This window comes from Streptomyces sp. NPDC040589 (genome assembly GCF_055594445.1).
In genome coordinates this window covers 1-18,116 of the sequence record NZ_JBVIWP010000008.1, presented here as the reverse complement: position 1 = coordinate 18,116, position 18,116 = coordinate 1, and the positions used below count along the sequence as shown (strand labels likewise).

At 72.3% G+C, this 18,116-nt stretch carries 18 protein-coding genes; 9 read left to right on the top strand and 9 right to left on the bottom strand.

The window, feature by feature from the left end; genetic code table 11:
- The 3 genes from ACZ58V_RS30080 to ACZ58V_RS30070 are packed head-to-tail and all read left to right on the top strand — an operon-like array spanning window position 1 to window position 2,190.
- A complete protein-coding gene (locus ACZ58V_RS30080) occupies window positions 1-414 on the top strand; it encodes a Zn-ribbon domain-containing OB-fold protein (RefSeq protein WP_471293851.1) in 414 nt (137 codons plus the stop codon).
- Complete coding sequence (locus tag ACZ58V_RS30075) at window positions 411-1,184, top strand: enoyl-CoA hydratase/isomerase family protein (protein WP_471293849.1); 774 nt, start codon at window positions 411-413, stop codon at window positions 1,182-1,184. The genes ACZ58V_RS30080 and ACZ58V_RS30075 overlap by 4 nt, the downstream gene beginning before the upstream one ends.
- 52 nt (window positions 1,185-1,236) lie before the next feature.
- Window positions 1,237-2,190, top strand: a complete 954-nt coding sequence (locus ACZ58V_RS30070) for an alpha/beta fold hydrolase (protein WP_471294291.1) — start codon at window positions 1,237-1,239, stop codon at window positions 2,188-2,190.
- 25 nt (window positions 2,191-2,215) lie between these two features.
- Here the strand turns inward: ACZ58V_RS30070 and ACZ58V_RS30065 are convergent, their stop codons facing one another.
- The 3 genes from ACZ58V_RS30065 to kbpA form a co-directional block, all read right to left on the bottom strand.
- A complete protein-coding gene (locus ACZ58V_RS30065; protein ID WP_468194309.1) occupies window positions 2,216-2,806 on the bottom strand; it encodes a hypothetical protein in 591 nt (196 codons plus the stop codon).
- 168 nt (window positions 2,807-2,974) lie between these two features.
- Window positions 2,975-5,380, bottom strand: a complete 2,406-nt coding sequence (gene afsK, locus ACZ58V_RS30060; RefSeq protein WP_471293847.1) for a protein serine/threonine kinase AfsK — start codon at window positions 5,378-5,380, stop codon at window positions 2,975-2,977.
- 192 nt (window positions 5,381-5,572) lie between these two features.
- A complete protein-coding gene (kbpA, locus tag ACZ58V_RS30055) occupies window positions 5,573-6,310 on the bottom strand; it encodes an AfsK-binding protein KbpA (protein WP_471293845.1) in 738 nt (245 codons plus the stop codon).
- Window positions 6,311-6,444: 134 nt separating this feature from the next.
- On the opposite strand from kbpA, the gene ACZ58V_RS30050 reads away from it, so the two are divergent.
- On the top strand, window positions 6,445-7,080 hold the full coding sequence (locus ACZ58V_RS30050) for a TetR family transcriptional regulator (RefSeq protein ID WP_468194614.1): 636 nt from the start codon (window positions 6,445-6,447) through the stop codon (window positions 7,078-7,080).
- A 108-nt stretch (window positions 7,081-7,188) separates the two neighbouring features.
- Here the strand turns inward: ACZ58V_RS30050 and ACZ58V_RS30045 are convergent, their stop codons facing one another.
- On the bottom strand, window positions 7,189-7,662 hold the full coding sequence (locus tag ACZ58V_RS30045; protein ID WP_193479834.1) for a nitroreductase family deazaflavin-dependent oxidoreductase: 474 nt from the start codon (window positions 7,660-7,662) through the stop codon (window positions 7,189-7,191).
- Window positions 7,659-8,846, bottom strand: coding sequence for an acyl-CoA dehydrogenase family protein (locus tag ACZ58V_RS30040; RefSeq protein WP_471293842.1), 1,188 nt, complete (start codon window positions 8,844-8,846; stop codon window positions 7,659-7,661). Before ACZ58V_RS30040 ends, ACZ58V_RS30045 begins: the two co-directional genes overlap by 4 nt.
- 107 nt (window positions 8,847-8,953) lie before the next feature.
- On the opposite strand from ACZ58V_RS30040, the gene ACZ58V_RS30035 reads away from it, so the two are divergent.
- From ACZ58V_RS30035 to ACZ58V_RS30025, 3 genes are all read left to right on the top strand, one after another.
- Window positions 8,954-10,123 (top strand): thiolase C-terminal domain-containing protein, encoded by a 1,170-nt coding sequence (locus ACZ58V_RS30035; protein WP_471293839.1) that lies wholly within the window; start codon window positions 8,954-8,956, stop codon window positions 10,121-10,123.
- Between the two features lie 78 nt (window positions 10,124-10,201).
- Window positions 10,202-10,627, top strand: coding sequence for a pyridoxamine 5'-phosphate oxidase family protein (locus ACZ58V_RS30030; RefSeq protein WP_468194611.1), 426 nt, complete (start codon window positions 10,202-10,204; stop codon window positions 10,625-10,627).
- Window positions 10,628-10,664: 37 nt separating this feature from the next.
- A complete protein-coding gene (locus tag ACZ58V_RS30025; protein WP_468194293.1) occupies window positions 10,665-11,333 on the top strand; it encodes a pyridoxal 5'-phosphate synthase in 669 nt (222 codons plus the stop codon).
- Between the two features lie 6 nt (window positions 11,334-11,339).
- On the opposite strand, the gene ACZ58V_RS30020 is transcribed toward ACZ58V_RS30025, so the two are convergent.
- Window positions 11,340-12,197: a GNAT family N-acetyltransferase gene (locus ACZ58V_RS30020; protein WP_471293836.1), complete on the bottom strand. Its 858-nt coding sequence runs from the start codon at window positions 12,195-12,197 to the stop codon at window positions 11,340-11,342.
- Between the two features lie 40 nt (window positions 12,198-12,237).
- Window positions 12,238-12,858, bottom strand: a complete 621-nt coding sequence (locus ACZ58V_RS30015; RefSeq protein ID WP_471293834.1) for a GNAT family N-acetyltransferase — start codon at window positions 12,856-12,858, stop codon at window positions 12,238-12,240.
- Between the two features lie 165 nt (window positions 12,859-13,023).
- Between ACZ58V_RS30015 and ACZ58V_RS30010 the strand changes: the two genes are divergently transcribed.
- Complete coding sequence (locus tag ACZ58V_RS30010; RefSeq protein ID WP_468194286.1) at window positions 13,024-13,608, top strand: IS607 family transposase; 585 nt, start codon at window positions 13,024-13,026, stop codon at window positions 13,606-13,608.
- Window positions 13,605-15,101 carry an IS607 family element RNA-guided endonuclease TnpB gene (tnpB, locus tag ACZ58V_RS30005; RefSeq protein ID WP_471293831.1) on the top strand — a complete coding sequence of 499 codons (1,497 nt, stop codon included), beginning with the start codon at window positions 13,605-13,607 and terminating at the stop codon, window positions 15,099-15,101. Before ACZ58V_RS30010 ends, tnpB begins: the two co-directional genes overlap by 4 nt.
- A gap of 67 nt (window positions 15,102-15,168) precedes the next feature.
- Here tnpB and ACZ58V_RS30000 read toward each other — a convergent pair whose 3' ends face one another.
- Together ACZ58V_RS30000 and ACZ58V_RS29995 are read right to left on the bottom strand one after the other, a co-directional pair.
- Window positions 15,169-17,532, bottom strand: coding sequence for an ABC transporter permease (locus ACZ58V_RS30000; RefSeq protein WP_468194280.1), 2,364 nt, complete (start codon window positions 17,530-17,532; stop codon window positions 15,169-15,171).
- Window positions 17,529-18,116 (bottom strand): ABC transporter ATP-binding protein (locus ACZ58V_RS29995; protein WP_471293828.1); only part of this gene is annotated, 588 nt, incomplete at its 5' end. The genes ACZ58V_RS29995 and ACZ58V_RS30000, both read right to left, overlap by 4 nt.

The following is an 18,116-nucleotide window of genomic DNA, read 5'->3' as shown; positions in this document are numbered from 1 at the left end:
ATGCTGCGTCCCGTCACCGACCCCGACGGCGCCCCCTTCTGGGAGTACGCCGCCCGGGGCGAGCTGCGCGTCCAGGCCTGCGCCCGATGCGGCGAACTCCGCTTCCCGCCCCGGCCGTGCTGCCCGCACTGCCAGTCCTTCGCGTCCGAGTGGCGCCTCGTCTCGGGTGGCGGCCGCATCTGGTCGTACGTCGTTCCGCATCCGCCGCTGCTGCCCGGCTACGCGGAGCTGGCGCCGTACAACGTGGTCGTCGTCGAGCTGGACGAGGCGCCGCGCGTCCGGCTCGTCGGCAATCTGGTCGCGGAGCCCGGCGCGGCGATCGACTCCGTGCCCGCCGGACGGCTCCGCATCGGTGCCCGGGTGCGGGTCCTCTTCGACGACGGCCTGCCGCGGTGGGTCCTGGAGCGGTCATGAGCAGTGTGCTCGTCAGCGCGGACAAGGACAGCGGGGTAGCCGTCGTCACCCTGAACCGGCCTGGCCGGCTCAACGCGATCGACCTGGAGATGGCGGACCGACTCGCCGACGTCTGGCGGGAGTTGCGGTTCGACGACACCGTGCGGGCCATCGTGCTCACGGGGGCCGGGGAGCGTGCCTTCTGCACCGGCATCGACCGGGACGCCGTGGTGCCGCAGCCGAACTCGCCGTTCGCGCAGGACGATCCGCTGCTCGGGATCGGGCCGAAGGCGAACGACCTGTGGAAGCCGGTCGTAGCCGCCGTGCGCGGGATGGCCTGCGGGGGTGCCTTCTATCTGCTCGGCGAGGCGGAGTTCATCGTCGCCGACACCACCGCCTCCTTCTTCGACCCGCACACCACCTACGGCATGGTCAGCGCCTACGAGTCCGTCCTCATGACGCAGCGCATGCCGTACGGGGAGGTCGCGCGGATGGTGCTGACGGGGACGGCTGAGCGGATCTCGGCGCGGCGGGCGTACGAGGTCGGGCTGGTGTCCGAACTCGCCCCGGAGGGCGGGGCGCCGGCGGCCGCGATCGCGTGTGCGGCCGTGATCGCCGGGCATCCGACGGAGGCCGTGCAGGGCACGGTGCGGGCGTTGTGGGCGGCGGGTGCGGCGGGGCGGGAGCAGGGGTTCGCACAGGCGCCGCACCTCATCGCGCTCGGGAACATGGCGGGTGAGCGGCAGGACCGGCTGTTCGCCGGCCGAGGGCGTGCGTACCGGTTGCGGTAGTAAAAGTCGTTTACTCATACACGCGTATGCTCGAACCGTGGTTGAGCATCGGATGATCGACGTGAACGGCATACAACTGCACATCGCGGAGCAGGGCGAGGGCCCGCTCGTGGTGCTGCTGCACGGTTTCCCGGAGTCCTGGCACTCCTGGCGGCACCAGTTCGGTCCGCTGGCCGAGGCCGGTTTCCGGGTGGTCGCGCCCGACCAGCGCGGGTACGGCGGCAGTGACCGCCCCGAGGACGTGTCCGCGTACAGCATCCTCCACCTGGTGGGCGATGTGGTCGGGCTCATCCACGCGCTGGGCGAGGAGCGGGCGTTCGTCGTCGGGCACGACTGGGGGGCGCCGGTGGCCTGGCACACCGCGCTGCTGCGGCCCGACGTGATGCGCGGGGTGGCGGGGCTGAGCGTGCCGCCGCCCTTCCGTGGTGCGCAGCCGCCGCTCAAGACCATGCGGGAGCGGTTCGGCGGGCACTTCTACTGGAACTACTTCGAGGAGCCCGGCGTCGCGGACGCCGAGTTCGCCGCCGACACCCGCACCGCCCTGCGCAAGCTCCTGTACTCCGCCTCCGGTGACGCGCCGGACGCCGGCCGTCCCGAGCAGGCCCTGGTCGAGGATCTGGGGCGCGGCTGGCTCGCGGACGCCCCGAACCCCGAGGTGCTGCCCGACTGGCTCACCGAGGCGGACCTCGACACCCTCACCGAGAGCTTCGAGCCGGGCTTCACGGGCGCGCTGAACTGGTACCGCAACCTGGACCGCAACTGGGAGCTGACCGCCCCGTGGCAGGGCGCGGTCGTGTCCCCGCCCGCGCTGTACGTGTACGGCGACCGCGACCTGGTCCCGGCCTTCCCGGGCACGCCCGAACTGATCGAGGCCCTGCCCCGGTTGATGCCGAACCTGCGGCGCGATCCGGTCGTGCTGCCGGGCTGCGGCCACTGGACGCAGCAGGAGCGGCCCGCCGAGGTGAACAAGGTACTGATCGACTTCCTGACGGAACTGCGGGACTGAGCCCCGGTCCCGTCGGTCGTTCCCGTCAGTCGTCGACGAGGGCCTGGCGGTCGACCTCGCAGTGGTCGACCGAGTCGGCCAGGCCCGTGCCGCCGCCCACCTGGACGTCGACGGTGGCCTTGCCGTTCGCGGGGACGGTGACGTCCCCGTACCGGTCGATGACGGTGATGCCCTGCGCGTCCTCGAAGGTGACCGAGACGGAGAAGTCGGCCTCGCGGCCGTTGGGGTTGCCGACCTCGACGGTCGCGTACGGCCGGGCCGGGGTCGCGCAGCTCACCAGCTTCGCCGTGCCGTCGCGCAGCGCCTTGCGGCTGCCGGATCCGGCGGAGGACGTCGGCGTGGAGCCGTGGTTCGGCCTGCGGGTGTAGGAGCTGCCGCCGCTGCTCCCGTAGGAGTCGTCGTCCGAGTCGTAGGACCCGCCGCCGTACCCGCCGCCCGACGTCGACGACCTCGAACTGTCGTGGTCCTGGCTGGAGCTGCTGCACCCGCCCCCGCCGCTGCCGCCGCCGTGACCGTGGCCGCCGCCGCGGCCCCGGCCGGTCGAGAAGCCGGTCAGTGCCAGGACCACCAGGACCAGCACCGCTGTGAACTTGAGCCCGCGCCCCCGTATCCGCATGGCCGGGAGCCTAGTGATCGCCTGTCACGGTCATGTCACCGCGTGGCGACCGGTGCGTACCCGGCGTAGCGTCTTGGGTGGTGAGAGCGGTGATCGGATCGCTCCCCGGAGCGACGGCCGCCGTCCGGAACCCTTCCGTGCGCCGGTACGACGGCCGTCCCGGACGCGTCACGCGGTGCGTGCCGTGCCCGTGCCCTTCTCCGCGTCCAGCGCGTACACACAGCGGTCCTTGCTGCACGCGTACACCACCCCGTCCTGGACGACCGGGGAGCCGGTGATCTCGCCGCCGGTGGCGAGCTTCCAGCGCAGCCGGCCGTCGTCGGCCTTGAGGGTGTAGAGGAGATGGTCGGTGGAGCCGAAGTGGATGCGGCCCTCGGCCACCGAGGGGGCGCCCACGATGTCGCCGCCCGCCTGGAAGCGCCACTTGGGCGTGCCGGTGACCGCGTCGAGGGTGTAGAGGCCCTTGCCGCTGCCCACGTGGACATGGCCGGCGGCGACCAGGACTGGCTCGACGGAGGCGCGGGACTCGGTGGCGATGCGCCAGCGGTCGCGGCCGTCGGTGGCGTCGAGGGCGTAGACCGTGCCGAGGTAGTCGGCGAGGTAGATGCCGCCGCCGGTGACGGCCGGGCCGGGGACGAAGGTGGGCGGGGAGAGGAAGACCGCCGGGGCCTCGAAGTGCCACTTCACATGGCCGGCGGCCACGTCGAGGGCCAGGACGCGGGTGCCGGCGCAGACGTACACGTATCCGTCGGTCGACGGAGTGACCCGGACCGGGACGCCGCCGCAGGAGGCCGCGTCGCCGATCGGGTACGACCAGCGCTCGTCGCCGGTACGGGCGTCCAGGGCGCGCAGCCGGGCGTCCTGCCACACGTAGACCGTGCCGTCGTGCAGGGCGGGTCCGGCCTCGGGCGACTCGAAGTCGGTCTGGCAGCCGGTGACCTCCCAGAGCTTCTGGCCGGTCGAGGCCTCCCAGCCCTGGACGCCGCCGCCGCGGGTGCCGGTGACGACGGTGCCGCGGCCGGCCTGGAGCGCGTAGACCCAGGCGTCCGTCTGCAGGCGCCACAGGTCGGCGCCCTCACGGGCGTCCAGGGCGAACAGCGTGGGCCCGTCGGAGGCGTGGATACGGCCCTCCGCGACGGCCATGGACCAGGCGACGTCCCGGGTCTTGAAGCGGCGGCGGCCGGTGCCCACGTCCAGGGCGTGCACCTCGAAGGAGGTGACGTAGACGAGGTCGCCGTCGACGGAGGGGGTGCCCCAGACGTCGTTGGACATGCGGAAGCGCCAGGGCCGCCAGCCGCTCGCCTCGGGCGGCGCGACCGGGGCCGGGGGCGCGGCGACGGCGGGGCCCACGGCGGGGTCCGTGCCGTTGACGCCGGGGCGGGGCTTGGACCAGGAGGCGGTGAGGGCGGCCTCCGGAGGGGGTGCCTTGACGGCGGCGGCACGGACGTCGGCGACGCGCGGGCCCGGGCCGATGGGCACCTGGGCGCCGGCCAGCCGGACGGGGCCGGTGTCGGGGCCGCCGCCCACGGGAGCCACCACGGACGCGGCCACGGAGGCGGGCGCCGGGACGACGGGGTCGTGCGAGGGCGGGGGCGGGATGGGCGCGGGGCCGGGGGCCGGGCCCGGGGCGGGGCGTCCGCCGCCGCTGCGGCCGGCGGGAGCGGGCTTGCCGGCCGGGCGGCCGTTGCGGCGGGACTCGATCAGGCCCACGGCCCGCTCGGGCAGCCACGCGGAGGCGGTGCCGCTGTCGTCGGAGCCGGAGCCGAAGAGGTGGGGAGCGAGCTGGGCCTGGAGGTCGGCCGGGTTGGGGCGGCCCGTCGCCTCCATCTGCATACAGGACTCGATGAGCGGACGCAGCTCGTCCGGGAGACCCTCCAGGTCCGGGCCCTCGCGCAGCAGCATGAAGACCGTCTCGACCGGGTTGGCGCCGTGGAAGGGCGGGTGCCCGGTGGCGGCGAAGACCAGCATGGAGCCGAGGGAGAAGACGTCGGAGGCACCCGTGACGCTGCGGGAGTCCTTGGCCTGCTCGGGGGACATGTAGGCGGGTGTGCCGACGGCGACGTTCGTCATCGTCAAACGTGTGTTCGATACACCGGAGGCGATACCGAAGTCGATCACCCGGGGGCCGTCCTCGACGACGAGGACGTTGGAGGGCTTGAGGTCGCGGTGCACGAGCCCGGCGCCGTGGATGGACTGGAGTGCCTCGGCCACGCCCGCCGCGAGCCAGCGCACCGCCTGGGCCGGGAGCGGCCCGCAGTCGTTCACTATCTCCTCGAGGGAGGGCGCGGGGACGTAGGCGGTGGCCAGCCAGGGCACGGCGGCGCGCGGGTCGGCGTCCACGACCGCGGCCGTGTAGAAGCCGGAGACCGCCCGGGCCGCCTCCACCTCACGCGTGAAGCGGACCCGGAACAGCTGGTCCTCGGCCAGCTCCGTGCGGACGGTCTTGATCGCCACACGCCGGCCCGACGCCGAGCGCGCGAGATAGACCAGCCCCATGCCGCCGGCACCCAGCCGTCCCAGCACCTCGAACGGCCCGATCCGCCGCGGATCGTGCTGCGTCAGCTGATCCACCACTCTGCCTGCCACCTCCCCGTACGAGCCGCGCCAAGCCACATGTTCCACGCGACCCCGTGCAGCGTCTCACCACCGCACCGCCATGGCGGCACGCACCCCGATTCTTCCTGGCCGGAGCCGTGGTGGCGAACCCGGCGACGATTGGGGTGTCTCCGTACATACAGGGGCAATAGATGACCATATGGCGCCTGGTCAGGAGCCTGGCGTGCGGTGCAGCAGCGCGAAGGACGCCCCCTGGTCGTCCGTGACGACGGCGACCGTGCCGTACGAGGTCTCGAACGGCGGGACCTGGACCCGGCCGCCGAGCCGGGTGACGTCCTCCAGCGCGGCCGGTACGTCCTCGACGGCGAAGTGGACGAGGAAGTGGGGCGGCATCTCGGCCGCGAAACGGTCGGAGACGGCGGCGCGGCCGAAGTCGGGCTCGGCGTCCGGCCCGAACAGGGCCTCCTGGAAGAGATCGCCGTAGAAGTCGTCGGCCGCCTCGGTGTCCCGCGCGTACAGCTCGGCCCAGGCGAAGGTGCCCGGCTCGTGCCGCTTGCCGAAGCCGGGGTGCTCGTCCGGCTGCCACAGGGCGAAGACGGCCCCCTCCGGGTCGGTGACCAGGGCGGTGACGCCCAGGTCACCGGCCGGCACCGGCGCCGAGACGACCTGTCCGCCGGCCGACCGGATGCGCCGGGCCAGCGCCGGGGCGTCCGGGGTCGCGAAGTACACCGTCCAGACGGTGGGCAGCCGGCCGTCCACCTTGCGGACCAGGGCGGCCACGGGTTCGCCGTCCTTCAGCGCCTCGGCGAAGGAGCCGTACCACTCGTCCTCGAAGGTCCACCCGAAAAGTTCACCGTAGAACCGCTTGCCCGCCTCGACGTCGCGAAGCTGCGCGTCCACCCAGCAGGGGACGCCCTCTGCGTACACCGATGCCCTGTTTTCGGCCATGCCGCCAACGTAACCGCGACGGCCGCACCCCGCAGACCAGGCACACCAGCCTCCGCACTCCCTTACACCCCATTTGCAGTCGGCCGAATCGCGCCTCGATCCCGCCTCGGTAAGCTGACGTCATGACAGGACAAGTGCGTACCGTCGACGGCCGCGTGGCCGGCCGGCGTGGGCAGGCGACCCGGCAGAAGCTGCTCGACTGCCTCAGCGAGATGCTCAGCTCCTCCCCGTACCGGGATGTCAAAGTCATCGATGTCGCCCGGAAGGCGGGCACTTCGCCCGCGACCTTCTACCAGTACTTCCCGGACGTCGAGGGCGCCGTCCTGGAGATCGCCGAACAAATGGCGACCGAGGGCGCCGCGTTGACCCAGCTCCTGGAGGGCCGCTCCTGGGCCGGCAAGGCCGGCTGGCAGACGGCGCAGGAACTCGTCGACGGGTTCCTGGAGTTCTGGCGCAAGAACGACGCGATCCTCCGGGTCGTCGATCTCGGAGCCGCCGAGGGCGACAAGCGCTTCTACAAGCTCCGGATGAAGATCCTCAACTCGGTGAACAACTCCCTCTCGGACGCCGTCGCCGAGCTCCAGGCCAAGGGGAGGGTCGACAAGGACGTGAACCCCGCGGCCGTCGCGGGCTCGCTGGTCGCGATGCTCGCGGCCGTGGCCTCGCACCAGAAGGGCTTCACCTCCTGGGGCGTGAAGCAGGCGGAACTGAAGCCGAACCTGGCGCTCTTGGTGCACCTGGGCGTCACCGGCAGAAAGCCGACGAAGTAGCGGCCGCCCCGGCGCCTTCGGCCCTTTCCTTTGCTCCTTCTGTTCACAAGTCCTGTCTGGCAGGCGGCGGTCCACCCGGTGGGCCGCCGCCTGTCGCGCTTTCCGGTTCTAGCTCCGTACGATCCTGAAGAGCCGTATCTCCCGCTCCACCCGGGCCTGGTACGCGGCGTACGGCGGCCAGAACTCCAGCACCGCCTTCCATGCCGCCGCCCGTTCCTCCCCCTCCAGCAGCCGGGCCGTGACCGGGATGTCCTGGCCCTTCCAGCTGATCTCGGCTCTCGGATGGGCCAGCAGATTGTGGCTCCAGGCGGGGTGCCCCGAGCGCCCGAAGTTGGACCCGACCAGGACCCAGCCGCGCTCTCCGTCGCCCTCCGGCATGCAGGCCAGCGGCGTACGCCGGGCCAGCCCGCTGCGGGCCCCGGTGGAGGTCAGCACCACGCCCGGCAGCAGCTGCGCGCTGAGCAGCACCTTTCCGCGGGTGAGCCGGTGCACGGCCCGGTCCAGGGCCGGGAACACATGCGGGGCCACCCGAGCGAACCCGGGGGTGGAGGACACCTTCTGCACGAACCGCACGCCTCTCATCGGCCGGCCTCCTCGAAGACATGCGCCGCGTCGGCGGCCCGCGTCCGCAGCCGGTGCACCGGCCCGAACAGCAGCTCGTCGCCCGCGGCACGCTTGAAGTACAGATGCGTGTCGTGCTCCCAGGTGAATCCGATGCCGCCGTGCAGCTGGATCCCCTCGGCGGCGGCCCCGCGCAGGGCCTGCAGCGCCTGGGCGAGGGCGAGCCCGCCCGCCTTCTCGCCGTCGGCGGCGGCGCCGGCCCAGGCCGCGTAGTACGCCGCCGAGCGGGCCGCCTGCACCTGGACGTAGGCGTCGGCCAGCCGGTGCTTGACGGCCTGGTAGGAGCCGACCGGCCGCCCGAACTGCTCGCGCTGCCCCACGTACTCCACGGTCCGCTCCAGCACCCGGTCGGCGGCCCCCACGGCCTCGGCGGCGAGACAGACGGCGGCGGTGTCGCCGAGCCGGGCGAGGGCGGTGAGGACGTCGTCGCCGTCACGCCCCAGCAACTCGGCTCGCACATGCCGGAGTTGAACGCGCGCCTGCGGACGGGTCGCGTCCAGCGCGGTCTGCCGTACGCGGGTGAGACCGTCGGCGTCCGCCCGCACGAGGAAGAGCAGGACGCGGGAACGGGCGAACCCCCCGGCGTGCGCGGCGACCAGGAGCAGCCCCGCGCTGTGCCCGTCGAGGACCTGCCCGACCTCCCCGTACAGCCGCCAGCCGCCCTCCGTCCGCCGGGCCTGTACTCCCCCGGCCCGTCCGCCGCCGGCCCACACCCCGTGCCGGTCGTGGCCGGTGAGCGCGAGGGCGGTGGTGAGGGCGGGGCCCGGTACGGCGAGGGCGGCGGTGAGGGCGCCGGAGGCGATCCGCGGGAGGAGGTCCGCCCGCTGGGCGTCGGTGCCGAGGGCGAGGAGCAGCGGGGCCGCGAGGACGGCCGTGGCGAGCAGGGGCGAGGGGGCGAGCGCCCGGCCCGTCTCCTCACAGGCGAGGGCCAGCTCGGTGACCGAGCAGCCGACACCGCCGTAGGCCTCGGGGAGGGCCAGCCCGGGCAGGCCTAGCTGGTCGGCGAGGGCGGTCCACAGGGCCGGGTCGTGTCCGGCCGGGGTGTCGAGGGCGGCCCGCAGCTCCCCGGGACCGCACCGCTTGTGGAGCAGCTCGCGCAGGGTGCGGCGGATCTCGTCCTGTTCGGCGGTGAGGCGGGCGTCCATGGGGGTACCTCCGCATCTGACGGTGCGTCATATTAGGGCGCCGGGGCGGGGATGCCCAGAGTCCCGGCGCTCCCGCCGAGGGCCTTATCTGATGTACCGTCAGATTCATGGTTGCCCGGAGGAAAGTGGCCGTCGTCGGCGTGGCCCTCTCGGACTGCGGCCGCGTGGACGACGCGACCCCCTACGCCCTGCACGCCCAGGCGGCCCGCCGCGCCCTGGCCGACTCGGGCCTGGACCGCTCGCTGGTCGACGGCTTCGCCTCGGCGGGCCTGGGCACGCTGGCCCCCGTCGAGGTCGCCGAGTACCTGGGACTGCGGCCCACCTGGGTCGACTCCACCTCCGTCGGCGGCTCCACCTGGGAGGTCATGGCGGCCCACGCGGCGGACGCGATCGCGGCCGGGCACGCGCGCGTGGTGCTGCTCGCCTACGGCTCGACGGCCCGCGCGGACGTCAGGGCCGGCCGCCGCACCGGGACGTTGTCCTTCGGCACCCGCGGCCCCCTGCAGTTCGAGGCACCCTACGGCCACACCCTGATCGCCAAGTACGCCATGGCGGCCCGCCGCCACATGATCGAGTACGGCACGACGATCGAGCAGCTCGCGGAGGTGGCGGTCCAGGCCCGGGCCAACGCGGCCCTGAACCCGGAGGCGATGTTCCGCACGCCCATCACTTCGGACGAGATCGCCTCCGGCCCGATGATCGCGGACCCCTTCACCAAGCTGCACTGCTGTGTCCGTTCCGACGGCGGGGCGGCGGTGCTGCTGGCGGCGGAGGAGTACGTACGGGACTGCCGCAGGCCGCCGGTGTGGGTGCTGGGGAGCGGGGAGTCCGTGTCGCACTCGGCGATGTCCGAGTGGCCGGACTTCACGGTGTCGCCGGCGGCGGTGAGCGGACGGCTGGCCTTCGAACGAGCGGGCGTACGGCCCTCGGAGATCGACTTCGCCGAGATCTACGACGCGTTCACCTACATGACCCTGGTGACGCTGGAGGACCTCGGCTTCTGCGCGAAGGGCGAGGGCGGGGCGTTCGTGGAGAAGGGCAGGCTGCGGGTCGAGGGCGGCGAGCTGCCGGTGAACACCGACGGAGGCGGTCTTTCGGCCCAGCACCCGGGGATGCGGGGGCTGTTCCTGCTGGTGGAGGCGGTACGGCAGCTGCGGGGCGAGTGCGGCGACCGGCAGGTGCGGCGGAGCGACGGCTCCCTGCCGCGACTGACGGTGGCGTCCGGGACGGGGGGCTGGTTCTGCTCGTCGGGGACGGTGGTGCTGGGGGCGGGGTGAGGTGAGGGGAACACTGATGCCGGGGCCGGTGTTGGCTTGGGGAAGAAGGATCTGAGCGAGCCGCTGGAGGAGACCGGAATGGCCCTGACCCGCGAAGAGCGCGAACAGTTCCTGGCCGAGCCGCATGTCGCCGCGCTCGCGGTCGACGCGGGGGCGGGCCGCGCCCCGCTCACGGTGCCGATCTGGTACCAGTACGAGCCCGGTGGCGACATCTGGATCATGACCGGCCTCGATTCCCGTAAGAACGAGCTGATCAGCACGGCGGGCCGGTTCTCGCTGATGGTCGACCGGCTCGAACCCACGATCCGGTACGTGTCGGTCGAGGGCCCGGTCGTCGACACGGCCCCCGCGACCCTGGACCGGCTCCGGGAGCTCTCGGCGCGCTACCTGCCGGCCGACAAGGTCGACGGCTATGTCGACTTCGCCTGGAAGAACCACGGAGAGCAGCTGGTGCTGCGGATGCGGCCGGAGCGGTGGGTGTCGTCGGACCTCGGGCAGGTGTGACAAGCACCCACGAGCGCCCCCGGGTGACAATCGGCCCATGGCACCCGATCTTCACGAGCTGCTGAGGTCACTGCGGGTCTGGGACCCGCAGTCCACCCATCTGCCCCCCTTCGACCCGACAGCCGCCCCCGCGACGCCGCTGCCGCTCTTCACCGAGTGGTTCGCGGCGGCGGTGGCGGCCGGGCAGAGCGAGCCGCACACCATGTCCCTGGCGACCTCGGACGAGTCGGGCCTGCCCGACGTACGGATCGTCATGCTGCACGGCGCGGACGAGACCGGCTGGTCCTTCGCGTCCCACGCCGGCAGCCGCAAGGGCCGGCACCTCGCCGCCCGCCCGTACGCCGCGCTCAGCTTCTACTGGCCGGTGCTGGGCCGCCAGGTCCGGGTACGCGGCCCGGTGACGGCCGCCCCGTCCGCCGACGCCCAGGGCGACCTCCACGCCCGCTCGACGGGCGCCCTGGCAGCCGCGCTGACCGGCCGCCAGAGCGAGCTCCTGGACTCGGTGGAGGAGCTGACCCGGGCCTCCGAGACGGCCTGGGAACGGGCCCGGACCGAGCCGGAGGCTCCCGTACCGTCCTGGACCCTGTACCGGCTGCGGCCGGAGGAGGTGGAGTTCTTCCAGGGCGACGGGGAGCGGCGGCACGTACGGCTGCGCTACCGGCGTGGGGAGGAAGAGGGGTGGCTGCGGGAGCTGCTCTGGCCGTGAGGTGCGTCAGTTGAAGTCGTACACCGCGAAGTCCGCCACCGGCCGGTAGCCGATGCGCTGGTACAGGCCGTTGCTGGTCGGGTTCGCCAGGTCGGTGAAGAGCAGCACCTCCTGTGCTCCGGAGGCGAGGGCGGTGCGGCTGATCTCGGCCGTGGCCGCGCCCGCGTACCCGCGGCCGCGGAGGTGGGGCGGGGTGTAGACGGAGGCGACGCGGATCTGGCCGGCGATCCGCGGGGTCACGCAGGCCATGGCGACGGGCGTGCCGTCCGGGGTCTCCCAGAAGGTGACGCCGCCCTGTTCGACGCGGGCATCCACCCACTCGTCGGCCTCGTGGATGGTGCCCATGCCGATCGCGGCGCTGAACTCCGTGTGCCAGCGGACGAGCAGGGCGCGGTCCGCCTCGACGGCGATCCGGGAGCTGCCGGGCGGTGCGGGGTCGGGCGCGGTCAGGGCGCCGATCCGGTAGAGCCGCTGGCGCTGGCGGAGCGTGGCCGTGGCGCCGGTGTGCCGCTGCCAGGCCTCGGTGAAGGCGGCGGCGGTGTCGCGGTCGGCGTTCACTCCGGGCAGCCGCTGCCCGAGAGCGGCCAGTCGCGCCGCGAGCGTGTCGGCTTCCTCGGGGGTGAGGGCGGTGAGGTTCAGCCAGTGGGGCGGAGTACGGAAGAACGACGCCCGGACGGCGCCGTCCCGCTCCAGTACGCCGAACTCCGGCAGTCCGTCGCCGTAGACGTGCGCTCCGCGGGTGCGCAGCGTCTCCGTGACGGTCAACGGTACGGTGTGCAGGGCGGGTTGGGAGCGGAGGAAGGATCCCGCTCGAGCCAGGAAGTCGTCGAGGTCCTGGGTGAAGTACCAGTCGTCGGTGCGCATGCCCCATGGTGCGGCCCGCGCCCCCTCCGGCACCTCCGATTTACGCCCGGGCCCCTCGGTCCGCGTCAGCCTCCGGTTCCGGATCCGTCGCCAGCCGCGCGTGCAGATGGGCGTCCCGGAACGCGTCGTGCCGGTCCTCCTGGAAGATCGCCCCGCGCAGGGTTCCCTCGTACGCGAAACCGCACCTCCCCGCTATCCGGCACGACACGTCGTGGCCGACCGCGTGGTCCAGCTCCAGCCGGTGCAGACCGAGTTCGGCGAAGGCCCAGCGGGTGGCGAGCAGCAGGGCCCGGGTGGCGACGCCCCGGCCGCGGGCCTCGGGGAGCACCCAGTAGCCGACGCGGGCGGTCTTCATGTGGTACTTGATCTCGTTGACGCCGATGTGCCCGAGGGCCGTCTCGCTGCGCGCGTCCGCGACCCGGAACGACATCGACGTGCCCTCCGCCGCGCTGTGCGCCCGCGCGAGCAGCGACTCCCGGGCACTCGCCTGGTCCGTGACCGGCCTCAGCGGGGTGTTCCAGCGCCGGAACTCCGGGTCCCGCAGGCCGCACAGCCATGTCTCGACGTCGGCACCGGACGTGGCGTCCCAGGGGCGGAGACGGAGGCCGTGGCCGTGGAGTTCGGGGAGAGCAGCCGAGGACTGGTCGCGTATGGGGGCCATGGGGGTATTCAAGCCGGTGGGGCGGAAGGGGTCACCTCTCTTTGTGATGCCGAAGTGGGCTCCTCCTGGCTGGAGGAGCCCACTTCGGGGGACGGGTGAGGGGTGAACAACAGTCGCATTTTTTATCAGTAGTTATCTGCCCTCATCAGCTTTTGTCTTGATCGTGTGAAGCTTTCCGAGTGGGCGGCGCGCAACGGCGTGCACTACCAGACTGCGTGGGCGTGGGCGAAAGAGGGCCGTATGCCGGTCCCTGTCATGCGGACGCCGTCCGGTATGTGGCTGGTCGAAGAGTCCTCTCCCGAGGTCGCTGGGCGGACGGTGGCGTACTGCCGTGTCTCGTCCGGTGACCAGAGGGCGGATCTCGATCGGCAGGTCTCCCGCGTCGTCCAGGGAGCCAACGGGCTGGGGCTCGCCGTCGCCGAGGTTGTGACCGAGGTCGGATCCGGGCTGAACGGGAAGCGGCGAAAGCTGCACCGTGTTCTGTCGGACCCGGCCGTTGTCGTCATCGTGGTGGAGCATCGCGACCGGCTGGCCCGCTTCGGCGTCGAGTATCTGGAATCGGCGTTGTCGGCTTCCGGCCGGCGCCTGGTGGTGCTCGATCCGCAGGAGACGACCAGCGACCTGGTCCGGGACATCACCGAAGTCCTCACCTCGATGTGCGCCCGGTTGTACGGGCAGCGGGCGGCGAAGAACCGTGCCGCCCGCGCTATCGCCGAGGCCACCGCCCCGGCGGCGGAGACGACCGGGTGAGCGGGGCGGAGCCGGCCGGGAGCGGGAAGAAGAAGCGCCGGGGGTTCGAGGCGCGGCCCGGCTTCCACGTTGTGGGCCACAGGCTCGCCCTCGACCCCAACGTGTCCGCCCTGCGGGCTCTGGCCTCGCGTTGTGGGGCGGCGCGGGTCGCCTACGACTGGGCGGTGCGGCATGTACTGGCGAGTTGGTCGCAGCGTGCGGCGGAGGAAACCTACGGCGTCCCCGAAGCAGAGCGCGTTCCGTGGCGGTCGTGGTCGCTGCCGTCGTTGCGGAAGGCGTTCAACGAGGCCAAACACACCGACCCGTTCCTGCGGGAGTGGTGGGCGGAGAACTCGAAGGAGGCCTACAACACCGGCCTCGCGAACGCTGCCGCCGCGTTCGACAACTACGCCAGGTCCCGGCGCGGCGAGCGCAAGGGAGCTCGGATGGGCAGGCCCCGTTTCAAGTCGAAGCGAAAGGCCCGTGCGGCGTGCAAGTTCACCACCGGCACCATCCGTCTCGATGACCGGCGGCATATCGTCCTGCCCCGCCTCGGCCGGATCCGCCTCCACGAGGACGTCCAGCCTCTCGTGGACGCGATCGCCGAAGGCGGGACGCGGATTCTGTCGGTGACGGTGCGGTTCGAGCGGGGCCGCTGGTTCGCGGTCCTGCAGACCGAGGAACGCCACACCATCACCCCTGCCACCCGGCCCGGCACGGCGGTCGGGATCGACCTCGGCGTGAAGACTCTCCTCGTCATGGCGGACTCGGCCGGCGAGGTCCGCGAGGTCGCGAACCCCAAGTACTACGACCAGGCCCTCACACAGCTCCGGAAGGCCTCCCGGACCGTTTCCCGCCGACGCGGCCCGGACCGGCGCACCGGACAGGCCCCGTCCCGCCGCTGGGAGAAGGCCAACGCGGTCCGCAACCGGGTGCACCACCGGGTGGCGAACCTGCGGGAGAACCATCTCCACCAGGCCACCGCGCGTATCCCCGCCGAGTACGGCACCGTCGTGATCGAGGACCTCAACGTGAAAGGCATGGTCCGCAATCGGCGTCTGTCCCGCCGTGTCTCCGACGCGGCGTTCGGGGAACTGCGGCGCCAGCTCACCTACAAGACCCAGCGCCACGGTGGACGTCTGATCGTCGCCGACCGCTGGATGCCCTCCTCGAAGACCTGCTCCCGCTGCGGTGCGGTGAAAGCCAAGCTGCCCCTCGGTGTGCGTGTCTTCGAGTGCGACGCCTGCGGATTCGTCCTGGACCGGGACGCGAACGCAGGCCACAACCTGGCCGCCCTCGCGGCGGCCAACCGTGAAACGGGTACCGGAGTGGCCGGAGACCCGGGCCCCACCCTGGCGGTGGTGCCGAAGCCTCGTGGAGCCAAGCAGAAGACCCGCACCGCCCGGACCCGCAAGGGGACGGGCACGCGGGCGGCTGGCGCAACACCCCGCCAGGGGACGGAAACGAGAGATCGTCGACAGGGCACCAGACGCGAGCAACTCGCACTCTGGTGACACCGTCACGAACCTTCCGGGCGGAAACGCCCGGAATGCTGAGAGTCACTGAGACTCAAAGCAACGGCTATTCCGTGCGCAGGCCCTCCGGGCGCATCATCCGCAGCAGCGGCGGCAGGCTGAGCAGCGTGACCACGCCGACCACGGCCGCGCCCACGCCGGTCATGGTCAGGACGCTCTCCCAGTCCATGGCCACCGGTGTATCGGTCATCTTCAGCAGCACCGAGCCGAGAGTGACACCCACCGTCGTGGCCAGTACGAGGCCGAGTCCGACCGGGAGGGCCGTCTGCCACAGCACCGACAGACTCAGGGTGCGGCGCCGGGTGCCGAAGGCGACCAGCGCGGAGAGCAGCTTCCTGCGCTCGCGCAGCTGCTCCAGCTGGGAGACCAGCAGACTCGCGCCGATCAGTGCCAGCACGAAGGCGGAGCCGACGAACAGGCCGGTGCGGATGGAGGCGTACTTGGTGTCCTCCTCGGTCGCCACCCAGGTGTAGGTGCTTGCCAGGGGGTCGATCCGGGCGGCGACGTTGCGTATGTACTCCCGTGAGTCCGGCACCGACGGGTCCAGACGCAGGTAGACCCCGTCCGAGACCAACGCGGGCGCGGCCTCGGCGGGCAGGGCCGCGGGGGTGACCAGCACGCTGTTGGACTCCACCAGTGAGTCCTTGCGCGCGTCCACCACCCGCACGTTCGCCGGAACGGTCCAGGGCGCCTCCATGCCGCGTTCGCTCGTCGCCTCGCCGTACGACGGGTCGAGGTAGAGCTTCCGTCCGGGCTTGAACAGGGCGATTTCGTCGGCGTTGCTGGGGTCTTCGTAGTGGCTCCTCGTCCGCGTGACGAATACGTCGCCGTCCTTGCAGGAGGGCAGCGTGGCGAGTTCGCGCAGGGCGGTGCAGTTGCCCACGGTCATGCCGCTGGTGAGCTCCGGGTCGCGACGCGTATCCCCGTACTCCAGGTTGGCCAGGGCCACCGCCGCCCGTACCCCCTTGGTGCCGGTGAACTCGCGCTCGACACCGGACAGCGGCTCGCGGTCGCTGAACTCGACCTGTATGCCGATCCGGCCGGGGTCCTGACCGGTGGCCTTGGTGTACTGGCTCTCCGTTCCCGTGAACAGCATCTGCAGGGCGATGGCTCCGGCCACGGCGACGGCGATGCCGTTGACCATGCGTGCGGCGGTTCCGCTGCTCAGCTGCAACCGTCGTACCGCGAGCTGCCAGGACAGCGCGCCCTTGCCGAGGCGGACGACGACCGCCTCCACGACCCAGGGGAGCAGCGCGGTGATGCCGATCAGCAGCAGCAGCACGCCGCCGATGACGTAGTACTGGTTGAAGTCGCCGTTCTCACGGCCCTTGCCGATCATCGGGTAGAGCATCGCGAGGCCGGCCAGCGGCGGCAGCAGCCGCCACCACAGCCGGCGGCGGCGCTGCCTGGCCGCGCGCACGACGCCGAGCGGTTCCACCACCACACCACGCATCGCGAGCAGCGTGACGAGTACGGCGGCGACCGGGACCGCCACCGCGACCAGAGCGGCGAGCGCGGGGGAGGGATCGAGGTAACTGGGCCAGACGCTCACGCCCAGCAACTCGGTGGAGCCCAGCGTCTGACGGCCGAGGAGGAAGAAGCCGGTGCCGACGACCAGGCCGAGCAGGGCTCCGGCGAGTGCTTCGCCCGCCGCGATCCGCCGGGTCATGTGGCTGTCGGAGCCGACCAGGCGCAGCGCGGCCAGCCGGCGGTCGCGGCGCTCGCCGCCGAAGCGGACGGCGGCGGCGATGAACACGGCGACCGGGGTCAGCAGCACCACGAACACGACCAGGATCATGAGCAGCAGCACCGGGTCGGTCTCTTCGGGTGCCACGTCCGCGTCCGGTCTGCCGTATCCGGTCAGCCGGTGCACGGGGGAGAACTCCGTGACCTTCAGCCCCGAGGCGCCCGCGTAGTAGGCCAGTTCGTGGGAGCCGATGAGTCCGCTCTCGCCGATCGTGCCGGTGATCCTGTAGGGCAGCCGCTCCCGCAGCAGCTCGGCGTCGTCCGAGGCGAGCAGGTCCTTGAGCGCGGGGGAGACGACCATCTCGCCGTCGCCCGGGAAGCTGTCGACTCCTGGGGGCAGCGGCGCCCGCTTGCCCTCCGGCTCGATGAGCCGGCCGCGGACGTAGTCGTCGTGCCAGGTGGTGTCGGTGCCGGCGATCAGGAAGGTGTTGTCGGCCTTCGGCGGGGCCTTGCCGGAGTACACGAACGTGCTGTCGTAGCGGGCGTCTTCCACCTTGCCGCGGGCGGCGAACACGTTGGGCAGGGCGGTGCACAGCAGGAGCAGTGCCACGCCGAGGCCGACGCCGACGGCGGTGAGCGTCATCCGGACCCAGCCCTCGCGTCCGCCGGTGAGGGCGAAGCGGGCCCCCATGGCCAGGTCGGTGCCCCACTGGCGAGGACTCATACGGCGCGCTCCATGGCGCGGGACCTGCCGTCGCGGACGACGATCTCGCGGTCGGAGTAGGCGGCCACGCGTGTCTCGTGAGTGACGAGGACGACGGCGGCGTTGGTCGAGCGGGCCGCTTCGGTCAGCAGTTCCATCACGCGTTCGCCGTTGAAGGAGTCGAGCGCGCCGGTGGGCTCGTCGGCGAACAGCAGGTGCGGTCCGGTGACCAGCGCGCGGGCCACGGCGACGCGCTGGCCCTGGCCGCCGGAGACCTCGCCGGGGCGCTTGGTCTTGAGGTCGTCGACCTCCAGGCGCTGCATCCAGCCGAGCGCGGCACGCTCGGCGTCCTTGCGGGAGGAGCCGTTCAGCCGCAGCGGCAGGGCGACGTTCTCCACACAGGTCAGCTCGGGCACCAGCTGGCCGAACTGGAACACGAACCCGAAATCGGAGCGGCGCAGCGCGCTGCGCTGGGCATCGCTCATCTTCGTCAGTTCACGCCCGTTGTAGGTGATCGACCCGGAGTCGGGCGGCACGATTCCGGCGAGGCAGTGCAGCAGCGTGGACTTGCCGGACCCGGAGGGGCCCATGATGGCGACGACCTC

What these genes read in the sequence shown, in the direction of transcription:
- ACZ58V_RS30080 (WP_471293851.1), top strand. Translation starts at nt 1, where the DNA reads ATGCTGCGTCCCGTCACCGACCCCGACGGCGCCCCCTTCTGGGAGTAC.
- ACZ58V_RS30075 (WP_471293849.1), top strand. Translation starts at nt 411, where the DNA reads ATGAGCAGTGTGCTCGTCAGCGCGGACAAGGACAGCGGGGTAGCCGTC.
- ACZ58V_RS30070 (WP_471294291.1), top strand. Translation starts at nt 1,237, where the DNA reads ATGATCGACGTGAACGGCATACAACTGCACATCGCGGAGCAGGGCGAG.
- ACZ58V_RS30065 (WP_468194309.1), bottom strand. Translation starts at nt 2,806, where the DNA reads ATGCGGATACGGGGGCGCGGGCTCAAGTTCACAGCGGTGCTGGTCCTG.
- kbpA (WP_471293845.1), bottom strand. Translation starts at nt 6,310, where the DNA reads ATGGCCGAAAACAGGGCATCGGTGTACGCAGAGGGCGTCCCCTGCTGG.
- ACZ58V_RS30045 (WP_193479834.1), bottom strand. Translation starts at nt 7,662, where the DNA reads ATGAGAGGCGTGCGGTTCGTGCAGAAGGTGTCCTCCACCCCCGGGTTC.
- ACZ58V_RS30040 (WP_471293842.1), bottom strand. Translation starts at nt 8,846, where the DNA reads ATGGACGCCCGCCTCACCGCCGAACAGGACGAGATCCGCCGCACCCTG.
- ACZ58V_RS30035 (WP_471293839.1), top strand. Translation starts at nt 8,954, where the DNA reads ATGGTTGCCCGGAGGAAAGTGGCCGTCGTCGGCGTGGCCCTCTCGGAC.
- ACZ58V_RS30030 (WP_468194611.1), top strand. Translation starts at nt 10,202, where the DNA reads ATGGCCCTGACCCGCGAAGAGCGCGAACAGTTCCTGGCCGAGCCGCAT.
- ACZ58V_RS30025 (WP_468194293.1), top strand. Translation starts at nt 10,665, where the DNA reads ATGGCACCCGATCTTCACGAGCTGCTGAGGTCACTGCGGGTCTGGGAC.
- ACZ58V_RS30020 (WP_471293836.1), bottom strand. Translation starts at nt 12,197, where the DNA reads ATGCGCACCGACGACTGGTACTTCACCCAGGACCTCGACGACTTCCTG.
- ACZ58V_RS30015 (WP_471293834.1), bottom strand. Translation starts at nt 12,858, where the DNA reads ATGGCCCCCATACGCGACCAGTCCTCGGCTGCTCTCCCCGAACTCCAC.
- ACZ58V_RS30000 (WP_468194280.1), bottom strand. Translation starts at nt 17,532, where the DNA reads ATGAGTCCTCGCCAGTGGGGCACCGACCTGGCCATGGGGGCCCGCTTC.